At 58.0% G+C, this 22432-nt stretch carries 17 protein-coding genes and 1 tRNA gene; 13 read left to right on the top strand and 5 right to left on the bottom strand.

Annotation, left to right across the window (positions count from 1 at the left end):
- Positions 1-70: 70 nt before the first annotated feature.
- A complete protein-coding gene (gene malQ, locus CE168_RS06055; protein WP_099571560.1) occupies positions 71-2233 on the bottom strand; it encodes a 4-alpha-glucanotransferase in 2163 nt (720 codons plus the stop codon).
- Positions 2234-2579: 346 nt separating this feature from the next.
- Between malQ and CE168_RS06050 the strand changes: the two genes are divergently transcribed.
- The 10 genes from CE168_RS06050 (at position 2580) to CE168_RS06005 (ending at position 14348) form a co-directional block, all read left to right on the top strand.
- Complete coding sequence (locus CE168_RS06050; RefSeq protein WP_236824348.1) at positions 2580-3362, top strand: HAD family hydrolase; 783 nt, start codon at positions 2580-2582, stop codon at positions 3360-3362.
- 353 nt (positions 3363-3715) lie between these two features.
- A complete protein-coding gene (locus tag CE168_RS06045; protein ID WP_180753737.1) occupies positions 3716-4561 on the top strand; it encodes a sulfite exporter TauE/SafE family protein in 846 nt (281 codons plus the stop codon).
- Positions 4562-4775: 214 nt separating this feature from the next.
- Positions 4776-6836, top strand: coding sequence for an alkaline phosphatase (phoA, locus tag CE168_RS06040; protein WP_099571558.1), 2061 nt, complete (start codon positions 4776-4778; stop codon positions 6834-6836).
- 377 nt (positions 6837-7213) lie between these two features.
- Complete coding sequence (locus CE168_RS06035; RefSeq protein WP_099571557.1) at positions 7214-8011, top strand: AIM24 family protein; 798 nt, start codon at positions 7214-7216, stop codon at positions 8009-8011.
- A gap of 393 nt (positions 8012-8404) precedes the next feature.
- A complete protein-coding gene (dnaK, locus tag CE168_RS06030) occupies positions 8405-10276 on the top strand; it encodes a molecular chaperone DnaK (protein WP_033501768.1) in 1872 nt (623 codons plus the stop codon).
- A gap of 2 nt (positions 10277-10278) precedes the next feature.
- Complete coding sequence (grpE, locus tag CE168_RS06025; RefSeq protein WP_099571556.1) at positions 10279-10959, top strand: nucleotide exchange factor GrpE; 681 nt, start codon at positions 10279-10281, stop codon at positions 10957-10959.
- Positions 10960-11043: 84 nt separating this feature from the next.
- A complete protein-coding gene (locus tag CE168_RS06020; protein ID WP_099571555.1) occupies positions 11044-12093 on the top strand; it encodes a DnaJ C-terminal domain-containing protein in 1050 nt (349 codons plus the stop codon).
- Between the two features lie 5 nt (positions 12094-12098).
- Positions 12099-12761 carry a heat shock protein transcriptional repressor HspR gene (locus CE168_RS06015; RefSeq protein ID WP_099571554.1) on the top strand — a complete coding sequence of 221 codons (663 nt, stop codon included), beginning with the start codon at positions 12099-12101 and terminating at the stop codon, positions 12759-12761.
- A gap of 265 nt (positions 12762-13026) precedes the next feature.
- The gene (locus tag CE168_RS06010) at positions 13027-13314 is read left to right on the top strand and encodes a hypothetical protein (RefSeq protein ID WP_236824347.1); all 288 of its coding nucleotides are present in this window, start codon (positions 13027-13029) and stop codon (positions 13312-13314) included.
- A gap of 341 nt (positions 13315-13655) precedes the next feature.
- Positions 13656-14348 (top strand): HAD family hydrolase, encoded by a 693-nt coding sequence (locus CE168_RS06005; protein ID WP_099571553.1) that lies wholly within the window; start codon positions 13656-13658, stop codon positions 14346-14348.
- Between the two features lie 134 nt (positions 14349-14482).
- Here CE168_RS06005 and CE168_RS06000 read toward each other — a convergent pair.
- Positions 14483-14555, bottom strand: a tRNA-Ala gene (locus CE168_RS06000).
- 154 nt (positions 14556-14709) lie between these two features.
- Positions 14710-15396 carry a DedA family protein gene (locus tag CE168_RS05995; protein WP_099571552.1) on the bottom strand — a complete coding sequence of 229 codons (687 nt, stop codon included), beginning with the start codon at positions 15394-15396 and terminating at the stop codon, positions 14710-14712.
- 371 nt (positions 15397-15767) lie between these two features.
- On the opposite strand from CE168_RS05995, the gene rsmI reads away from it, so the two are divergent.
- Entirely contained in the window at positions 15768-16751 is a 984-nt protein-coding gene (gene rsmI / locus CE168_RS05990) for a 16S rRNA (cytidine(1402)-2'-O)-methyltransferase (protein ID WP_099571551.1), read from the top strand.
- Positions 16752-16854: 103 nt separating this feature from the next.
- Here rsmI and CE168_RS09355 read toward each other — a convergent pair whose 3' ends face one another.
- Positions 16855-17310: a variant leucine-rich repeat-containing protein gene (locus CE168_RS09355; protein ID WP_442861945.1), complete on the bottom strand. Its 456-nt coding sequence runs from the start codon at positions 17308-17310 to the stop codon at positions 16855-16857.
- A 67-nt stretch (positions 17311-17377) separates the two neighbouring features.
- Complete coding sequence (locus CE168_RS05980) at positions 17378-18004, bottom strand: hypothetical protein (protein ID WP_099571550.1); 627 nt, start codon at positions 18002-18004, stop codon at positions 17378-17380.
- A gap of 216 nt (positions 18005-18220) precedes the next feature.
- Here CE168_RS05980 and metG point away from each other — a divergent pair, with 216 nt between their 5' ends.
- Positions 18221-20083, top strand: coding sequence for a methionine--tRNA ligase (gene metG, locus CE168_RS05975; protein WP_099571549.1), 1863 nt, complete (start codon positions 18221-18223; stop codon positions 20081-20083).
- 210 nt (positions 20084-20293) lie between these two features.
- On the top strand, positions 20294-22429 hold the full coding sequence (locus CE168_RS05970) for a glycoside hydrolase family 2 protein (protein ID WP_099571548.1): 2136 nt from the start codon (positions 20294-20296) through the stop codon (positions 22427-22429).
- The last annotated feature ends 3 nt before the right edge of the window (positions 22430-22432 follow it).

The following is a 22432-nucleotide window of genomic DNA, read 5'->3' as shown; positions in this document are numbered from 1 at the left end:
TCGTTTGACGGGACTTTTCTGGTGTTGTGTGAGGAAATTTTACTTTCGGGAAATCATCATCGGAGAAAGCTTACTTTTCACCGTTCATGATGGCGGAAAGCGACTTCACGCGCGGCAGGTCGAACACTTCGTCGGTGTGCACCACCTTGTGGTCGGGGCCTGCCAGCGGCACACGCCAGTTGCAGTATTCGCTGGACGTGCCCGGCTGGTTTTGTGCGCGGGTTTCGCCGACGCCGTCCACCAGCGCCGCCTGCAGAAGCACGGATGGTGAGTGGAGCAGCATTTTGTGCATCGCTTCGACGATTTCCTGAATATGATTGTCGACGTCCGCTGCGATTTCCGGCGTGATCAGTTCGCTTTCGACCAGTCGGTCAAGCATGGCCTGGCGCTCCGCGGTTGCGGATGCCTGGAATTCCTCGACCGGGCCGGTGAGCAGGTGCAGTTTCTCACGCAGTTTGACGTGTTCGAACTGCAGGTAGCCGGCGGTTGGCGGCATATCGTGCGTGGTTACGGAAGCCAGCGCGTACTTGCGGTAGTCGGCCGGGTCGGCGTACGGGTCGCCGGCGTTGGGGGAGTCGTCCACGCGGGCGAACCATTCCACCATGCAACCGAGCAGGCCGTGCTCGGCGAGCACATTGCGCACGTAATCGGGCACGGTGCCGAGATCTTCGCCCACCACCAGGCCGTTCACGCGGGAGGCTTCGATCGTGAGGATCGCGATCATCGCCTCATGGTTGTAGGTGACGTACGCGCCGCCGCGTGCACCTTCGCCCTGCGGAATCCACCACAGGCGGAACAGGCCGAGCACATGGTCGATGCGCACCGCGCCCGCGTGCGAAAACATGTTGTGCACCATTTCGCGGTACACACCGTAACCGGTTTTGGCGAGATAATTCGGATTGAACGGCGGTTGTCCCCAATCCTGGCCCTGCTGGTTGTAGAAGTCCGGCGGGCAGCCCACGGTGACGCTGCCGACGGCGAAACGTTCCGGATTCCACCACACGTCGGCGCCCAGCGAATGCACGCCCACGGCCATGTCTTGCATGAGGCCCAATGCCATGCCGCTTTCGCGCGCGGCGGTCTGTGCGGCGGTCACCTGTTCGTCGGCGATCCACTGCAGCCAGCATTCGAAGTCGACCATATCGGCATGATCGTGTAGGAGTTCGGCCACTTCCGGCGAATCACGGTTCGTCTCCGCAAACCATGTGCCCTCCCACGGAGCGCCCCACACCTGGAATGCCACCGACCATGCGGCGAACGCACGCAGATCGGGGCCGGCCGCTTCCTTGAACGCTTCGAACGAGGCCTGGCGCTCGGCGGAACGCGGCACCTTGAACACGAGCTGCAGAGCTTGGCGCTTATGCCACCACGCGGAGTTGATGTCGAGTTCGTCGGCGTTGTCGTTGGCGGGGGCCACTTCGGCGTGCAGACGCTCGACCTCGGCCTTTGCTTCCTCGTCAAGCCCTGCATATTCCTCAATATCCTGCGGGCGAATATAGGTGACGTTCATGAATCGGCGCGATTCCGGCAGGTACGGCGACGGTTCGAGCGGCTCGACCGGCGCGGTCGCGTGAATCGGGTTGATGAGCATGAAGTCGGCATGAGACTTTTCGGCGGCGTCGGTGAGCAGCAACTTCAGGTCGCCATAATCGCCCACGCCCCACGATTCGGCGGAGCGGATGGAATACATTTGCGCCATCCAACCCCAACGCTGCTTTTCGGCGACCGCCGGTGGCAGGGTCATGCGTGCCGGGGCGCAGATCAGTCGCGCCTCGCCGTGCAATGGGCCCGCGTTGACGCGCAACGTGTGGTAGCCGGCGGGAATGTCGTCGGGCAGAGTGAGCGTAAGTGAGCCGTCGGCCTGCGAGGTCAGGTACATGCACAGGTTGCCCTCGTACTGCGTGCCGTCTTCGAGTAGCAGGCGCAGCGTCACGTCATGGCCTTTCGCGCGGATCGGCGTGGTTGACTCCTTGCCGATGAACTTCACGATGGTCGGTTCCACGAGCGTGTCTGCGATGCGACGCTTGGTGAGTTCGTACGATGTTGTGATCGCCTCGTCGCTGGACGCGTCCACACCGAGCGCCGCAAGCACGGAGACGAGCACTTCGTCGCGGATTTCCACGTAGGTGCCGAGCTGGTCGATGTACGACGTTGATATGCCGTTGAGCTTGGCGAGTTGGATAAGCGGTCGTGCGATGCGTTCCGCGCTTTCGGTTTGTTGGGTTTCCGCCATAGGTTCCTTCTTCCCTGGGCCGTTGATGGCCAATCATGCTGCATTGCCACGCGATTGGCGCGCTTCGGTGCGATCAATCGTTCTGATATGTACTGTAGCATATGGTGACATCGTTTTCAATAGGCGTGTTATTGGGTGTAAACGTTGCCGTATTGCGATTTCTTGACTGTCTTATGGATGAGAAATAAGAAAAATGTTTTTTCTGTTTGACTATCGTTTGCAATCTGGAGGTTGCGGTAACCTCATGTATAACGCATGTAACTCATTGGTTTGCAATGGCGGCGGTTGCAAAGTGGCAATAGCCGCCGCCGGTAAAGCGGCGACGATGCCGACGAAAGGACCTGTTATGGAAAACGTGACGCATACCCCTAAATATGAGGTTGTGTTCTTCGATTTGTATGGAACGCTTATCGACATACGTACCGACGAACAGTGCGACGCGGCCTGGCAGGCCTTGTATGACGCCGCATGCGAATTGGGCGCGCAATACGATTCGGTCGAGGCGTTGCGTGAGCGTTTTAAAAAACTTGAGGCGCGCGAAATGGTGCATCAGTCGAATCATGCCATCGTTCGCAATGGGTGGGACGAGTTCGACGTACTGCCGGTATACCGATCGCTGCTCATGAATCGCAGCGATGAGACGGAACGTTTGCTGGCATTGCCGCAAGCCGCTCAAAAAGCCGCATGGGCGTTCCGGCAGGGCAGCACCAGTATGATCCGCCTGTACCCGGGGGCTCTGGAAATGATCGAAAAACTGCAGGAATCCGGCATTGTCGTGGCGCTGCTGAGCAACGCGCAATCCTGCTACACCCGCGCAGAACTGGAAATGACGGGACTTGTCAACGTGCTTGACGACGTGATCATCTCCAGCGAGGAGAAGATCCGCAAGCCCGCGCGCGACTTGTACATGCTGGCGCTCGACCGCGAATTCGTGACCGCCAAGCATGCACTGATGGTGGGCAATGACGAGCAGAACGATATTGTTGGCGCTCGTACCGCGGGCATTGACGGCGTGTATTTTCGCACGGAGATTTCGCCGGCAGATGATCCGGAAACATCGAGTTATGCGGTGCGTTCGTTTACCGGCGCCGATTATGAGGGATTGCTGGATTACGTGCTGAACGCCTGATCTTGCGTGGTACGCGGTGCGTATTGCGCGGTGCGCGTTGCTCACGTATTTCGCGTTGTGGGTGGGTGCTTTGTGTTTGCGTAACCTGAAAATCGACCCTGATACTGGACTTGTGCAGACGCGGAACTGTCTGGCTTCTCTTTTGAAAGAATTCACTGGTCTTGCTTTCTCGTAATGTGCCGGTTGTAGGGCACTGAAATGTGTGGGAATGTACTATCGCAACTATCGCAAGAAGGAAGAAATGCGATGGTAGGGGAGAGATGAAGAAATCGGATATTTCCAATATTTCGAATGCTGAAAGTGTTGAACGCGCTGAAGATAGCGGACAGTCGAATGCGCAACCGAGCGGGCAGATGAGTGGGCAGTTCAGTAAGAAAGCGGACCGGCTGTTTGGCGCGGATCCTGCGGGACTCGACGAATCCGCGCGAGGCATTGCAGTGCTGGTGATCGTCGGCGTGGCAGTAGGGCTACTATCCGGCATGTTTGGCATTGGCGGCGGTACTGTGATTGTGCCCGCGCTGGTATGGCTCGGACTGACGCAACGTAATGCGGCGGCGACGTCAATGCTTGCGATCGTACCAACTTCGATTTCCGGCGTCATTTCTTACGCGACTTGCGGGAATGTGGACTGGCTCGCCGCGCTGCTGCTGTTTTGCGGCATGTTCGTAGGCGGCCAGATCGGCAGCTGGCTGCTTTCGCGCTTGTCGGAACTCGTATTGCGATGGATTTTCGTAGTGTTTCTCGTGTTTGTGGTGGCCAATCAGATTAGTTTCGTGCCGTCGCGCGACCAGCACATTGCGATGAGTGCGTTGACCGGAGTTTGCCTGGGGCTGCTGGGTGTGGTGATTGGCACGTTGGCGGGACTGCTGGGAATTGGCGGCGGGGCTCTCGCCGTGCCCGCACTATCGATGCTGTTCGGCGCGTCCGATCTGATTGCGCGAGGTACGTCGCTGCTGGCCATGTTCCCGAACTCGATCACCACAAGCGCGGCAAACCTGAAACGCAAGCTGGTGCATGTAAAGGCCGCGCTGGTTATTGGCTTGGTGGCTGCCGTTACCGCGCCATTCGGTACGTGGATAGCGGGCGTAGTCTCGCCACGCGTCGGCTCGATTCTGTTCGCATGCTACCTGTGCGTGCTCCTGATTCGCTCGATATTCGTAGCCGTAAAAGCCACCCGCTCGGCCCATGCTTCCGCCTGACCGTCTGCACATCATGCGACAAAAGCATGAGTCATGATTCAGTCTTAAGGGGGAATATTGGGGATGATGGTTGGAGGAAAGGGAATTTGAGATAAGTGTTCACTTTGTAAAGACGAGAGTTCACGTTTCGTTCGTCTAAAACGCCTCGGAAGTTGGTTTGCGAAATCTAGCGTGGAGATCGCAATACAGCACAGGCTAAAGAAAGAAGAAAAAGATGAGCAATCGAAGGGCTCTCAAAGGAGCGATTGCAGCAATCGCTTCCGCTGCAACGCTCGGTGCGCTCGCGGCACCGGCGCTCGCCAACGAAACTTCCACTTACAATCTGAACGGCAAGTCCGTTGCGGAACTGACCCAGCACGGCGGCGCACAGCGCATTGCAGCCATTGGCAACGGCAACGCCAAGAACGTCATCCTGTTCATTGGCGACGGCATGGGCGATTCCGAAATTACCGTCGCCCGCGATTACCTGAAGGGTGCAAACGGTCACTTTGAAGGCCTTGACGCAGTCGGCCAGCCGGCAGAGCTCGGCGACACCAATGCCGGCACCGGTCAGTACACCACCTTCTCGCTGGGCGGCAACAGCGGCGACAGTGCGGTCGGCAAGGATGACAAGGGCAGCCTCAACGCCAACCCGAACCCGGGCAAGCTCACCGAAGTGACCGATTCCTCCGCATCCGGCTCCGCATGGGCAACCGGTACCAAGACCTACAACAACGCGGTCGATGTAGACGTTTATGGCAATCCGCAGCTCAATCTGTTCGAACTCGCCAAGGCGGCAGGCAAGGCCACCGGCAATGTGACCACCGCCGAAATCCAGGACGCCACCCCGGCCGTGCTCGAATCGCACTCCACCGAGCGTGGCTGCTACGGTCCGCAAGGCAAGACCGACGGTTCCTCTAATGATGCTGCGAAACGTTGCCTCGTGAATCAGCTCAAGGAGAACGGCGGCATCGGCTCCATCTCCGAGCAGCTGCTCGATACCCGCGCTGATGTGACCATCGGCGGCGGTTCCAAGTACTTCCGCCAGACTGTGCAGGGCGGCGAATACGCTGGCAAGACCGTGTGGGAGCAGGCTCAGGCCATGGGCTACCAGACCGTCGAGAACGATCCGGCTGCCATGAACGCGCTCGAATACAAGGAAGGCCAGCCGGTGCTCGCCCTGATGAGCGATGGCAACATGCCCACCAAGTTCAATCCGTCCAAGGCCACCGCTCAGAATCCGGCCAAGGATGCCAACCCGACCGTGTGCACCATGAACGACAAGTGGCTCGGCAACCAGGGCTCCTCGCTCGCTGACATGACCAAGAAGGCGCTCGATCTGCTCGAAGCCAACCCGGACAGCGACGCGAACGGCTACTTCCTGCAGGTTGAAGGCGCTTCCATCGACAAGCAGGATCACGCTGGCAACGCTTGCGGCCAGATTGGTGAAACCGACGATTTCGATCAAGCCATCGCCTACGCCATGAAGACCGTTGACCTGAGCAACACCCTCGTGATCGTCACCGCCGACCACGCCCACACCTCCCAGATTCTCAACGCTCAGCCGGCTTATGCGCTCTCCACCGTGCTCAAGACCGCTGATGGCAATAACATGGTCGTCTCCTACGGCACCGCTGAAGCTGACTCCCGCGACGAGGATGGCGGCTACAACGGTGGCGACATGGCTCACACCGGTACCCAGCTGCGCATTGCTGCTTCCGGCCCTGGCGCCCAGCGCGTGATCGGCCTGACCGACCAGACCGACAACTTCTACACCATCGCCAACACCCTCGGCCTTGCCTCCACTTCCGATGCTCAGCAGTCGCTCTCCAACGACGCCCAGACCGAAGTCAAGCTCACCGATGGCAAGTATGTGGCCGAATCTACTGGATTCAACGGCGACGCAGTGCTCTCCTACGAACTCAAGGACAAGTCCGGCAACGTGGTCGCAGCTTCCGACAGCTCCACTCCGGTCTCCGGCGTGCGCGTCAAGACCGCTCAGACCACCGGCATCACGCTCGACAAGGTCACTGAAGGCAATGAGTACACGCTGATCGTCACCGGCCGCCAGTCCGGCAAGACCGTGACCGTCGACTTCCAGGCGCCGGCCCGCGGTTCTTCAGATAAGGAGCCGGGCAACGGCAAGAATGACGTGATCGCTTCCGGCAAGGTGAACAACAATCCGAAGTCCGGTGTGCTCGGCAACACCGGTGCCGCGATCTCCATCGCCGCACTTGCGATCGCCATGCTGGCCGCAATCGCGATGATCGTCAAGACCACCAAGATCAGCCGCTGAAAATCTGAAGATGGAAATCGGAAGAATTCTGAAATTCTAAGAATTCTGGAAATCTGAGAGTCATAACTGAAGATAACAACTGAAGATTACGGATAAGATCCGGATCGCACTCATTACAGTGTGGTCCGGATCTTGTATATTTCGTGTAATCCGTGCAAATCCAAATTGAGATGGGGCGTCCAAAGCAACGGTCGCTGTGAGACAATATTGCTCGAGGTGTCTATCTCAAAAATGAGATATTCATCTCGAGATATCTATCTCTCGAATCGAGGGTGAATCTCGCAAACCGAGTAGACCCCTTAAGGCAGAGAGCAAATCTCTCGAAACCGAGGGCAAATCCCTCGAAACCGAAGTGTCAACAGGGCGAAGGAGCATTCGTGCGTATTTACAATCTGACGGATAATGACGATGCCGCGATCGTCGCGCAGCAGGGCATTTTCCAGGTCATGGAATGGAAGCGCGACTTTTCCGTGACCTACGGCAGCGCCATGGACGCCTACTATGCGTCCGAAATGAACGTGCGCCGCCGCCAGCTGGTCTGCAATCTCAATGGCAAGACCGGCGCGGTTGTGCAGGCGGGCGCCATGCAGTGGGCCGTCGGCCATATCGAAGTGACGACCGGTGTGAAGGGCGTTGGCGATTTCATCGGCAAGCTGGCGCGTGGAGCGGTCGCCAACGAGTCCGCGGTCAAGCCGGAATATCATGGCAACGGCGTGGTTGTGCTCGAACCGACCTACCGCCATGTGCTGCTGCTTGATCCGAGCCAGATGGGCGGCGCGATCACAGTGAACGACGGCCTGTTCTACGCTTGCGAAACCACGATTCAGCAGCGTGCGGTTATGGTTTCGCGTCCGAGCGCGATGGTGGCCGGCGGCGAGGGCCTGTTCAACCTGTCGCTGACGGGGCAGGGAACGGTTGCGTTGGAATCGCCGGTGCCCGCTTCCGAAATCGTGACCGTCGATTTGGAGAACGACGAGCTGAAGGTGGACGGCAATTTCGCGATCGCGTGGACGAACGGCCTGCAGTTCACGGTCGAGCGTTCCACGAAGACGCTGATCGGTTCGGCTGCGAGCGGCGAGGGCTTGGTCAACGTGTACCGCGGTACGGGTCGTGTGCTTCTTGCGCCGGTCGCCGCCAATCTGGCTAATCCGAACGTGGGTTCCGGTGCGGCCTGATTTGGCCTGATATTGATCAGCTGATAGCTGATAGGTGGCGATTCGCCAACGAAAGGCAGTTGAAACGTTGACGGATTGCGCTCGCACCCTGCCGATGGTGAGACGGCAGGTTTTGTTGAGATTGCGATTTTCGGATGCTTTTCAATGGTGATCGCGCCTTGAAGTCGTGTCTTGAGATTGCGTCTGAAATTGCGCTTGAGATTGCGTCCGAAAAAAAGTTGAGCGAAGGGAACTCAACTTTTTTGTAGATTTGGGAATAATCGCTTGCGAATCAAAGTTGAGTGGTGTAGGCTCAAGTTTTGGAAAGTCCGAGAGACGGCAAACCGAAACTTGGGCGAAAGAACGAACAGAACAGAAAACGCATAGCGAACCTATCTACAAAGGAGACAAGTTATGGGACGCGCAGTTGGCATCGATCTGGGTACTACCAATTCCTGCATCGCAACTCTTGAAGGTGGCCAGCCCACCGTTATCGTGAACGCTGAAGGTGCTCGCACCACGCCGTCCGTCGTGGCATTCAGCAAGTCCGGCGAGATCCTCGTCGGCGAAGTCGCCAAGCGTCAGGCCGTGACCAACGTCGACCGCACCATCAGCTCCGTCAAGCGCCACATGGGCACCGACTGGACCGTTGAAATCGACGGCAAGAAGTGGACTCCGCAGGAGATCTCCGCACAGGTGCTGATGAAGCTGAAGCGCGACGCCGAAGCCTATCTCGGCGAACCGGTCACCGACGCCGTGATCACCTGCCCGGCATACTTCAACGACGCTCAGCGTCAGGCCACCAAGGACGCCGGCACCATCGCAGGCCTGAACGTGCTGCGTATCATCAACGAGCCGACCGCAGCCGCACTGGCCTACGGCCTCGAAAAGGGCAAGGAAGACGAAACCATCCTGGTCTTCGACCTCGGTGGCGGCACCTTCGATGTGTCCCTGCTGGAGATCGGCAAGGACGACGACGGCTTCTCCACCATTCAGGTGCAGGCCACCAACGGCGACAACCACCTGGGCGGCGACGATTGGGATCAGAAGATCATCGACTGGCTCGTCGGCGAAGTCAAGAACAAGTACGGCATCGACCTGAGCAAGGACAAGATCGCCCTGCAGCGCCTGAAGGAAGCCGCAGAGCAGGCCAAGAAGGAGCTGAGCTCCTCCTCGAGCACCTCCATCTCCATGCAGTACCTGGCCATGACCCCTGACGGTACTCCGGTGCACCTGGACGAAACCCTGACCCGTGCCCACTTCGAGAGCATGACCTCCGACCTGCTGGGCCGCTGCCGCACCCCGTTCAACAACGTGCTGCACGACGCTGGCATTGGTGTTTCCGACATCGACCACGTGGTGCTCGTCGGCGGTTCCACCCGTATGCCGGCCGTCAAGGAGCTCGTCAAGGAGCTCACCGGAGGTAAGGAAGCCAACCAGTCCGTGAACCCGGATGAAGTCGTGGCAGTCGGCGCAGCCGTGCAGTCCGGCGTCATCAAGGGCGACCGCAAGGACGTGCTGCTCATCGACGTGACCCCGCTGTCCCTCGGCATCGAAACCAAGGGTGGCATTATGACCAAGCTCATCGACCGCAACACCGCCATTCCGACCAAGCGTTCCGAAGTCTTCTCCACCGCTGAAGACAACCAGCCGTCCGTGCTCATCCAGGTCTATCAGGGCGAGCGTGAGTTCGCTCGCGACAACAAGCCGCTGGGCACCTTCGAGCTGACCGGCATCGCTCCGGCTCCGCGTGGCGTTCCGCAGATCGAAGTCACCTTCGATATCGACGCCAACGGCATCGTGCACGTTTCCGCCAAGGACAAGGGCACTGGCAAGGAACAGTCCATGACCATCACCGGCGGTTCCGGTCTGGGCAAGGACGAGATCGACCGCATGGTCAAGGAAGCCGAAGCTCACGAAGCCGAAGACAAGAAGCGCAAGGAAGACGCCGAAACCCGCAATCAGGCTGAATCCTTCGCCTATCAGACCGAGAAGCTCGTCAACGACAATAAAGACAAGCTCTCCGACGATGTGGCCAAGGAAGTCACCGACAAGGTCAACGAGCTCAAGGAAGCCCTGAAGGGTGAGGACATTGAGAAGATCAAGTCCGCCCAGAGCGAGCTGATGACCTCCGCACAGAAGATCGGCCAGGCCCTCTACGCACAGCAGGGTGCCGCCGACGCTGCGGGCGCCGCTGGTGCCGCAGGTGCTGCCGGTTCCGCTCCCGCTGACGACGACGTGGTTGACGCCGAAGTCGTGGACGATGACGACAAGGACAACAAGTAATCATGTCCGACTTCAACAAGGACGAATATCTGAACGACCTGCCCGACATGGACAACCTGTCCGGGCAGGCCGCCCCTGCAGCCGGTGCATCGCAGGAGTCGCAGAATAATGGCGATTCTGCAGCAACTGCATCTGCCGATTCCGCAGCTTCTGAAACTGCGGCAACGGCCGCGAACGCAGCATCTTCCGAATCGCAAGAAAACGGCGATGCTGCGGATAGTGCAACGCAAGATGGTGAAGATACGCTGACTCCGCTTGGCCAGGCCAAGAAGGAAGCGGCGGAATATCTTGAAGCGCTCCAGCGCGAACGTGCGGAATTCATCAACTTCCGCAATCGTTCACAGAAGGAACAGGAACGCTTCCGCCAGCATGGCATCATCGACGTGCTGACCGCGCTGCTGCCGGCACTTGATGACATTGATCGCATTCGTGAACACAGCGAAATGGACGAGTCCTTCAAAGCCGTTTCCGCCAAAATCGACAAGGCGTTCGAAAAGTTCGGCGTCGAGAAGTTCGGCGAAAAAGGTGAGGATTTCGACCCGACCAGGCATGACGCGATCCTGCACAAGCCGGATCCGCAGGCCGAGAAGGAAACCGTCGACACCGTGGTGGAAGCCGGCTATCGCATCGGCGATCGCGTGATCCGCGCGGCTCGCGTGGTCGTGGCATCCCCGCAGAACTGAACGCAGTGACATTCTCGATTTCGACACTAACAACCGCAAAACAACACGCAGTGACATCAGCGACCTCGTGAAAGGAGGCACATCATGGCTGAGAATGAATGGCTGAGCAAGGATTTCTACAAGGTCCTCGGTGTCTCCAAAGACGCCACGGACGATGAGATCACCAAGGCGTACCGCAAGCTGGCGCGTAAGTACCATCCTGATCTGAACAAGACCAAGGAGGCCGAGGAGAAGTTCAAAGATATTTCCGAAGCTTACGACGTGCTCAGCAACAAAGACAACCGCCAGAAGTACGACGCCATCCGCCAGTTTGGCATGGGTGGCGCGCGCTTCGCCGGCGGTTCCGGTGCGGGCGGATTCGATGCGGGGGCGTTCTCCGACATCTTCGGATCGATGTTCGGCGGTGGCGCTGGAGCGTATGGTGCGGGCGGTAATGGTTCGCGCATCCGCTTCCAGAACGGCGGCAACCCGAATATCAACGATATTTTCTCGATGTTCGGTGGCGGTGCGGGCGGACCTGCCGGGGCTGGTGCGTATGGTGCCGCCGCTGGCGCCGGAAGCCCTTACGGGGGCAGCTACGAGCAGGCTGCGCAACCGGAAGATGGCGAGGACCGTAACTCCAAGATCAATCTGACTTTCCGTCAGTCGGTCAAGGGGGCAACGGTTTCACTGTCTGCCGACGGAAAAAAGTTCAAGACGCATGTTCCAGCGGGCGTGCGTGACGGGCAGAAAATCCGTATTTCAGGCAAGGGCAAGCCGGGTCGTAACGGCGGAAAAAACGGCGATCTGTACTTGCAGATCAACGTTGCCGAAGATCCGAAATTCAGCCTGCGCAAGCGTGACATCATCATGGATCTGCCAATCACCGTCGGTCAGGCTGTGGCGGGCGCGAAAGTGACCGCACAGGATATCGACGGCAACGAAGTCACCTTCAAAGTGCCGGCAGGCTCGTCCAGCGGCACCGAAGTGCGCATCTCCGGCAAAGGTGTGGCCAACAGGCAGGGCAACGGCGATCTGGTCGGGCGCGTGCAAATCCGCATCCCCGATAAGCCAGGCCTGAAAGTCAAGCATGCGGCGAAGGAATTCGACAAAGAGTGCGGCGACTTCGCCGACGAACTTGCCAAGGAGCGCTGATCGCCATGGCACGCGCATCTCGGACCTCCCAAGCCCGCGCGGCGCGGCAGGCCAAAATGCTGTACGACATGTGTGCGATGGCGATTGCGGCCGGCAGGGCCGATCTTGATGGAGCAGACGAAGTTGGTTTCGACATCGAACTGCCGATGTTCACGGTCGGCCGTGCCGGTGAGCTTGCCAACGTGCACCCCCAAACACTTCGCCAATACGATCGGCTTGGGCTTGTGGTGCCGCAGCGCACGGATGGCGGCGCCCGCCGCTACTCATTGCGAGACATCGCTCGCCTTGCGAAAGCGCAGCAGCTGAGCCAGGAAGAGGGCATCAATCTGGCCGGTATTGCACGGATCCTTTCCCTGGAGGAGGAGAACCGCGAGCTGCGCCGCCAGGTCGAGCGTCTGCGCAAGCCGGCCGGTTCCAGCGTGTTCGCAGCTGATGCAGATGGCGACATTGTGGAGATTGAACGTTCCCGCCGTGCGCGCATGTGGCGTAGGCAGATTCAGGTCAATGCCCGACAGCTGCCATCGCGTGAGTTCGTGGAGTCCGCGCGTGCCGCGGCCGACGCATACGACACGCCCAATGGGGCTATCGTACGCGAAAACGAGGGTATTCAGAGGGGTAAATCCGCCTCTAAGCCCGTTTCTAGGTCAATCGTGCTTTGGAGGGATTGACCGATTTTCGGAAAATACTGAAAATATTAACAAAACAGGCATATCTTGCAACAGATGTGCCTGTTTTGTTATATAGTTTTGCCAAATGCATTACTTTCTGTGACGATGTCGTTGTTGTGGGAAATAATGTTGAGTATCCGCATTCTGACTGTCATTCTTCCGGTCATTAAGGTGCTTCGGTGAAAGGTGGTTCTCCTTTTCTATGAGAAATCATAGGGTAGGGGGTAAGATAAGCGGCAAGAACAGGAAAGGTTAGGAGCGTACAGTGCCAAGAGTTGCGTTCACCGCTAAGACCCGTAAGTATCTCGGGTCTTTGGATGTCGTGGAATCGGTCACCCAGTATCGTATTTGTTACTCCAAGGAGTTTCGCGACGACTGCATGCGCAGGTATGCCGAAGGTGGCTCGCCTGCCGCGATTTTCCGCGAGGCAGGACTTGATCCGAAGATCATCGGCTACAAGCGCGTGGAACGTTGCATCGCCCGCTGGAAGGCGGAAGATGCGGAAAAGGCTACGGAAGTCGCTGGGGAAAACAAGGAGAATCAGGAAGAGTAGATTTCGAATCTTCCGATAGAAGCGAATTTTTTCGAAGGTCATGGATTGCGGCAATGGGGGTTGCCTGCAGTACGTGAAACGGATGATTTCGCAGACGTGAGTTATTGCGTTGATGTGGGAAGCGCTCGGATGAAAGAACGTCCGGGCGCTTTTTGTTTGCCGTTGTGCTGCTGCCTTGTTTGTTGTTTCGCTTTTCGTTTTGCTGCAGCATTTGCAAGCGTTGCATTTGTTTGCAAATTTGCCGTCTTGCCGCTCTGCTGAAATGGCAGTGGAAATCGCGATGGACGGCGCCGCACGCAAATCCGGTGCTCCGAGTCCGACGGTCGTAAGGAAGGAACATCATGACCGAGTCGAACCTGATGATCAAGGCTGTGTTTTGGGATATGGACGGTACTTTGATCGATTCCGAACCGTACTGGCATGAGGGGGAGATGAAAATCGCCGCCGCACATGGCGGGTATTGGGATGAGGAGCTTGCCTGGCAGGGTTCGGGCACGCCGGTTCCGGATGTGGCTCGCCGTATGGTGGAGCATGGTTGCCAGCTGTCGATCGAGGAGATTGGCCAAGGCATGATCGATTACGTAGCCCAGAAGGAATTCGAGCGCATTCCGTGGATCAAAGGCGCGGAAGACGTGCTGATTGCGTTGCGTGATGCGGGTGTTCCTTCGATGCTGGTCACCACGTCGCCGCGTCATCTTGCGGAGAATCTGGTTGCGCAGGCGCCGGCCGGTGCGTTCGCAGGCTACGTGTGTGGCGACGACGATGTTGAGAAGAAGCCGTCTCCGGCCCCGTATTTGGAAGCTGGCCGCCGTCTGGGCATTGCTCCGGAAGATATGAAGTACTGCATTGCGATCGAAGATTCCATGTCTGGCTTGCGTTCGGCCGTCGATTCCGGTGCAACGACGATTGGCCAGACCGGATTCATGCAGATCGACAATTCCAAAGGTCCGCAGTTCGCCTCGATCAAGGGGTATGAGGGCATCGATGCGTCCTCGCTTGACGCATTCGTACGTCAGCGCACGTCTCAAGCCTAAATTTGCGCCCTATCTCGCTTATATATGGCAGATATATGAGTTCGGGGGTATTTGACGAGGGTTGACTGGTTGGTGGCCGACATGTCTGGGTAAAGAAAAAGCCCGCTGCGGTGGAATGAATGCAGCGGGCTTAGTGGAGCCGACGGTAGTCGAAACCGCGACCTCTTCGATGCGAACGAAGCGCTCTACCAACTGAGCTACGGCCCCATGTCTTAAGACAACTCTCGTGATTCTAGTACGAGGTCTGTACTAATGCAATTCCCGATAGTCGCGTGTTGCCATGATTCCTATGAAAAGCATACGAAAACGACGCCTTCCGAATAATCGAAAGACGCCGTTTTCGCCAAGAAAAGACGAAAGATCAGGCTTCTACGGCTGCGGTATCGGCTTTCTTCTTACCGAACTTAGCCTTGAGCAGGCCGACGATCGTAGGAATCAGCGACAGCACGAGAATCGCAACGATGACCAGCTCGAAATGCTTCTGCACGGCCGGAATGCCGCCGAAGAAGTAGCCGAGCAGCGTGAACAGGGTGGACCAGCACAGGCCGCCGAGCACGGAGAACGGGGTGAAACGGCTCCAACGCATGCCGGAAATGCCGGAAATGAACGGCATGAACGTGCGGATGAACGGGAAGAAACGGCCGAGGAACACGGCGAGCGGGCCCCACTTTTCGATCATGCCTTCGGTTTTGGCGAGGCGTTCAGGGGTCATGGCCTTGACTTTGCCGGATTCGATGATGCGACGACCGAAGAAATGGCCGATCCAGTAGTTGCACTGGTCGCCGATGATCGGCGCGCACCAGACCACGGGCAGCAGCGCGAACAGCGGTAGCGCGGAAACGCCGGTCTGGGCGTCGGGCGCGGCGAAGAAGCCGGCGGCGAATAGCAGGGAGTCGCCCGGCAGGAACGGGAAGAACACGACGCCGGTTTCGACGAACACGATCAAGAAGATGAAACCAAGCGTAGGGGCGACGCCCATAGAGATCCAGCCGGCGATCGCGGTGCGTGGATCCTTGAGCAGGTTAATGAAGAAGTTGATAATTCCCATGGAATGCTCTCTGTGAGTACCTTACATCTAAACATTTAAAATTACGTGGTTCAGGCTTCCTTTGGCGGTTGGCCTGAACTTCCGCACGCCTGCGGAACCAATGTCAGCCTACCAGCGGCCCTCTAATGCAGCGCTTAGTAACGCCCGACGGGTGGCAAATCTGCACAAACAGGCGCAAAGTGTCAACTTCGCTCGACAATGAGGATACACGGCGTGCGCTCGTGGCGTGAACATGCAATTGCAGGAAGATTCCTCCAGTGACTGGGGGTTTGGGTTGGTGTTGGGCTTGCGGGCGGGGTGATTCTTCCAGTGAGTGGAGGAATTGGGACGCTGGGAGGGCTGTTTTCCTTTGCGTTGGATAGGCTGAAGGTATGGAACGCATGAATGAGCGCGAATGCGAAGACAAGCGCGAACGTGAAGATGAAAACGCAGCCGGCGATGCGGGACTTGACACTCTCGTGCGCGGAACCAACGTTCCGCAAGGCACGGTCGTGCTGGCGGCCACGCCGATCGGCAACACTGCCGACGCGTCCGCACGTCTCATTGCGCTGCTGGAGCGCGCCGACATCGTCGCAGCCGAAGACACCCGCCGTCTCTATGCGCTCGCCAACCGTCTTGGCGTGCGTGTGAATGGCCGCGTGGTGGCCTACCACGATCATAACGAGCGAGACAAGTCCGATGGCCTGCTTGACCAGGTGGAAACCGGTGCGACCGTGCTGGTCGTGTCCGACGCGGGCATGCCGACCATCAACGATCCGGGCTTGGCGATTGTGCGTCGCGCCATCGAACGCGGCCTGCCCGTCACCTGCGCTCCCGGCCCGTCCGCCGTACTGGACGCGCTGTGCCTGTCAGGCCTGCCGACCGACCGATTCTGCTACGAAGGGTTCCTGCCCCGCAAGCATTCCGAACGCGTGCAATACTTGCGCACGTTGCGTTCGGAGCGCCGCACCATTGTGTTTTACGAGACTTTGCATCGCATCGACGATGCCATGGCCGACCTGCTTGACGTGTTCGGTCCGAACCGCAAGATGGCGCTTTGCCGTGAACTTACCAAGGATTTCGAGCAGATTCGCCGCGGAACCATCGCGCAGATTCGCCAAAGCGTGATCGACGAACCTCCGCGCGGTGAAATGGTGTTGGTCGTTGCCGGCGCTTCCGAAGAGGAGGCCGATGCCGCGGCCCCCACGTCGCTGAGCATAGAAGACTTGGCGGTGCTGTCGATCGACCGTGCGCGGGAAGACAATCTGCGCATCAAAGACGCGATTTCGCAAGTCGTTGCCGAGCACCCCCTTGCGGATGGCTCGCTTGCCAATCGCAAGCAGGTCTACAACACGGTTCTTGCCATGAAAGAGTAAGCCTTTCGCATTGTCTGCCGTTTGACGATCGCTTGCCGCGCGATTGCCCGCTGCGTACTTGCGATTGCGTTGTTGCGTTGTAGGCACTTGTGATTGCGCTACCTTAGCCAGCATGCTCAATCGCATCGTTTAATGTGTGCGATTCCAACGATTCCAGCAGTATTTGCAGGGAACGTGCCACATCCGGTCCGTCGACTTGCGCAAGATATTCCAGCATCGCAGGTGTTGCGGAAGGATTGGCAATCAGCCATTTGCGCAGTCGAGGCGCATATTCCGCGATATGCCAGAGCACGTCTTGTGGGGTGCCGGGACTGCACGCCACCAGCGGCGTCAACGGAATCGGGGGAGATGGCGGGTCGACCAGCGGTTTTGGCCGTGGCTTGGGCTGGTATGGCGGCGGTTCGCGGCGTGTGCGATACGCATGGCGATGCGTGCGATTCCGTGCATGCCGTCGCGTTGCCCGGTGCGCTTTGCGGCTTTCACCCGGCTTGCGTTTTTCAAGGATTCCGAACGGCCCGCGGGCTCTGTCGAAGTTGTCCGATTGGTGCGGGCCTCCCATGTTACGTTCGCGCGCTTTGCTCCAGCGGTGCTCATGTGCTTTGCGTCTGCCGTGCGCCTTGTGCCTGCTATGCGCCGCGCACATATTCAGCGTCCTTACGGTCCTTACGGTCTTCGTAATCCTTACGGTTCCCGTGTTCGTAACCTCTGCCGTCAATCGCAAGAATGTAATTCCGTGCCTGCGGAGCGTTGCGAATATGCTTCGTATCTTCCATGATTTGCATGCAATCGTTGGGACGGAAATGAAATTCCTGCATAAGCATGCAGATGATTTCGGAAACCTTCGATTCCGTTTCGGGGGCACAGTTCAGCGCCAGATCACATGCGGTGCGAACGGGTGTGGTCACGGTGATCGGGCCGACCTTAATGGTGTGCTCGGATGGTGCGATGCGGTTGAAGACGTTGATTTTTCGCCCGTATCGCAGTGTTCTGTAGTGGGCTTTCGCGATGATGTCGATGGAGTCGGGGAACGCGCCTCCCAGCCAGACCCATGCGGCGGTGCGCGCACATGCCACGGAACGGCTTGGCAGTAGCGTCGCGATGATGCATGCTCGCCCGTACAAAGTGTCCGAATCATGGCTTGAGTAGGCGTTCGCGCTGTCGAGCTTGCATAGCGCGCCGGATGAGGCCAACAGGTTCAGGCACATCGGTCCCGGAAGGTCGTCGTTGCCCAGAAGGGGTGGTGAAGTGTCCATGCCGGTACAGTAGCGGATTAGATTCCTCCCTTGCCACTTTCCCCGAAAATCTGTGGATATGTGGAAAAGTGATTGTTGTGCAATGCAACAATGTGAATAAATCGGCAGATATTCAAACAATCGAAATCAACGATCGCATGCCAGTCATCCAATAAAAATCCGACTACTGAAATCGGTTGAAAATGCGGGATATGGCGGTTTGTATAATCAGACACCATGAGTCATATTTTGGTGAATGTTGCTTGGCCGTATGCTAACGGCCCCCGTCATATCGGTCACGTCGCCGGCTTCGGCGTGCCCTCTGACGTGTACGCGCGATACGAGCGCATGAAGGGCAATGACGTGCTAATGGTGTCTGGCACCGACGAGCACGGCACCCCGATTCTGGTGGAAGCCGACAAGGAAGGCGTCAGCGCCCAGGAGCTCGCCAACCGTTACAACCGCGTGATCGCCAAGGACCTGTGCGATCTTGGCCTGAGCTACGACCTGTTCACGCGCACCACCACCGGCAACCATGAGCAGGTGGTGCAGGAACTGTTCAAGCAGTGCCTCGCCAACGGCTACATCTACAAGGGTACCCAGAAGGTTGCCATCTCGCCGTCCACCGGCCGCACCCTGCCTGACCGTTACATCGAAGGCACCTGCCCGATCTGCGGTACCGACGGCGCCCGCGGCGACCAGTGCGACGCCTGCGGCAACGAACTCGACCCGGACGAGCTTCTCAACCCCGTTTCCAAAATCAACGGCGAAACTCCGCGTTTTGAGGAAACCGAACACTTCTTCCTCGACCTGCCGGCGCTCGCCGAAGCCAATCTCGCATGGCTGAAGACCCGCGAAGGCTGGCGCACCAACGTCATCAACTTCTCCATCGGCCTGTTCAAGGAAGTCAAGCCGCGTGCCATCACACGCGATATCGACTGGGGCATTCCCGTTCCGGTTGCCGGCTGGATCGACAATCCGAACAAGAAGCTGTACGTGTGGTTCGACGCCGTGATCGGCTACCTGTCGGCATCCATCGAATGGGCTCGCCGCAAGGGCGATCCGGAGGCGTGGCGTGCATGGTGGAACGATCCAGCAACACCGGGCTACTACTTCATGGGCAAAGACAACATCACGTTCCACTCCCAGATCTGGCCGTCCGAAATGCTCGGCTATAACGGCCAGGGATCCAAGGGCGGCGAAACAGGTAAGCTTGGCCCGTTGAACATGCCGGAGCAGGTTGTGGCTTCTGAGTTCATGACCATGGAAGGCAAGAAGTTCTCGTCTTCCCGCGGCATTGTCATTTATGTGAAGGATATTCTCGCCCGCTATCCTGTGGACGCCGTGCGCTACTACATTTCCGTGGCTGGTCCGGAAAGCTCCGATTCCGACTTTACGTGGGCTGAGTTCGTGCGCCACAACAACGAGGAGCTTGCCGCTTCCTGGGGCAATCTCGTCAACCGTGTGGCCAACCTGATGAATAAGAACTTCGGTGAGATTCCGGCGCTCGACGAGAACGAAATGACCGATGAGGATCGCGCTCTGCTGAGCGAAACCAAGGCCGCGTTCGACACGGTCGGCTCGCTGATCGAGAACCATCGCCAGAAGAACGCGCTGAGCGAAGCCATGCGCGTGGTTGGCGACATCAACAAGTACATTTCCGCCACTGAACCGTGGAAGATCAAGGACAATCCGGCTCGCCTCGGTACCGTACTGCACGTTGCCGCTCAGGCTGTGTCTGACGCGAACCACCTGCTGGCCCCGTTCCTGCCGCATTCCGCGCAGAAGGTGTGGGAGGCTCTTGGTGGCACGGGCACGTTCTCACCGCTGCCGCGTTTGGAAGAGGTTGAGGATCTCGACAAGCCGGGCTTCATGTACCCGATCATCACCGGCGACTACAAGCTGGGTGAAACTGTGCATCCGTGGGCTTCCGAGCCGATCGTGGCTGGCGCTCCGGTGCCGAAGCCGCATCCGATTTTCGCGAAGATCCCGCCGGAGGCCGTTGAAGAGGAGCTTGCCCGCTTCGATTCCGAACTGAAGGCTCGTCGTGAGGCTGAAGCGGCTCGTCTTGCCGCTGAAAAGGCCAAGCTGGAAGGCTGATTCAGCTGATATATTTCAGATGATTTGCTTGATTGCCGGTGCGGGAACTTACGAAGTTCTTGCACCGGCTTTTTTATATCTGATTGTGCATATCTGATTGTGCAATCCGGATTGCATCGATCTCGAATCTGCGAATCCTATCTCTCTTTACCATTCCTCTCGTTACAATGGGGAAGTTGAGGGAAATGCGATGCTGCAGGGAGGACTCTTATGTTGGACGTCAAACGAGTGCTGAAAGCCGCGCCTACGAAAATGCGTTCTCAGGAGCCGCTGCAGCAGTTGTGGACGCCGTGGGGTGAGCAGATCGCCAGCGAATGGCTGTCTTCCAACGCGGCACACAAAGCGTTCTGTCCTACGAAAGATGGCGAACGCAAACTGAAAAACGGCCGCACGCCAATCCTGAACGAACATCCGCGCCCAACCATGGTGCGCAGCAATCACACTATGCTCAACGGATTCTGGGATTACGCGATCGTATCCATTCCCGAAAGCGACAACGGCTCGAAATGGCGCAAATCCACGACTGTACTCACCCGTGACGAAGCGGTGCAGGCAGTAAAGGAAGCGGCCATTCCTGAAACCTTCGATGGAAAAATCCTCGTGCCCTTTTCGCCGGAATCCGCGCTTTCCGGCGTACATCAAACGATTTATCCCGACAATATGATCTGGTATCGCACGATTGTGCACCCTGTAACGCTTGGGGGAGAGGAAGCGGTTCGGCAGATCGGGGATGCAAATCGTTTGATTCTGCATTTCGAAGCGGTTGATTACGTGTGCGCCTGCTTTATCAACGGGCAGTTTGCAGGGGTGCATGTCGGGGGCTATCTGCCGTTCGATGTTGATATTTCGGCATTCGTCGATCCCGATGATGATTTCGAGATTGCGTTGTGCGTGTATGATCCGAACGATTCGGGCACGCAGATGCGCGGCAAGCAGAAGATCGAGCGCGAGGGTATTTGGTACACCGCACAAAGCGGCATTTGGCAGAGCGTGTGGATGGAGATCGTGCCGGAGGCGTACATGCAGACGCTCACGCTGAAGGGCGCTGCGGACGGCAGACTGTTCATTCGCGCAGAAATCGGCGGAGACAAGCCGAACGCCAAACTGCGTATCGTCGTAACGGATCCTGCGGATGGCACGATTGTTACAGACGAGCGGTTTGCGGCCGGCATGCGCAAGGTGCGTACGGAAATCGCAACGCGGGCCGAGCACCTATGGTCGCCTGAAGATCCGTATTTGTATGACGTGACGGCGACGTTGGAATTTGGCGCTGCGAAATCGCAAGAAAAGCAGGAGAAGCAGGAAAAACCGCAAGAAAAGCAAGATATTGTGCACTCGTATTGCGCATTCCGAACGGTTGAGATCAAGCCTGATTTGAAGGGTGTTGCGCGATTCCATCTCAACGGCAAACCGCTGTTCCTCAAGGGTGTGCTCGACCAAGGGTATTGGCCGGACGGCTTGCTGACCGCGCCGAGCGACGAAGCGCTGATTCATGACATAACCGCCATGAAAGAATCCGGCTTCAATATGTTGCGCAAGCATATCAAAATCGAGTCCGCACGCTGGTACTACCATTGCGACCGTCTCGGCATGCTCGTATGGCAGGATGCGGTGTCGGGCGGCGGCGAATATAACGCGTGGACCACGAATCGCAAGCCGACGCTCATGCGCACCACGTGGAACAAGTACCGCGACGACACGGCGAAGCATTTTGCGGCGCTTGGTGCCGACGATTCGACGTACCGCCGTGACTGGTCGCGCACCTGCGATGCCATGGTGCACATGCTTGCCGGCCATCCGTCGATTGTTGCGTGGGTGCTTTTCAACGAGGGTTGGGGGCAGTTCGACGCATGTGATGCGGCGGAACGCATTCACGCGCTTGACCCGACGCGTCCGATTGACGCTACAAGCGGTTGGTACGATCAGCGTTGCGGCGACTTCCATAGTGTGCACAACTACTTCCGTCCGCTGGAAATCTACCCTGATAAGGGGCCGTTGCGCGGGTATGTGGCTGAATATGAGAAGAGGCACAAGAGGCGTCGTCGTGCCGCGCATTATGCGGTGTTGCCGGTGGCGCAGCATGGCGTTCGTGCGTTCATGATTTCGGAATTCGGGGGATTGGCGCAGTTGGTTGCTGATCATGCAGCGGTTTCGCGAGCCTACGGTTATGGCGAATACGATTCGATTGAGGATTGGCGCGCTGCCGTCCGTTCCGTGCTTGCTTCGGCGGAATCGCTGGAATCACGCGGATTGGCGGGCTACGTGTACACGCAGGTTTCCGACGTCGAAGAAGAGCTCAACGGCCTCCTGACCTACGATCGCCGTCTCAACAAATTCGTGCAATGATTC

It is taken from the genome of Bifidobacterium sp. N5G01, from assembly GCF_002742425.1.
Classification (GTDB): Bacteria; Actinomycetota; Actinomycetes; order Actinomycetales; family Bifidobacteriaceae; genus Bifidobacterium; species Bifidobacterium hominis.
Note: the sequence above shows the minus strand (reverse complement) of the source record. Positions and strands in the feature narration are given on the sequence as shown.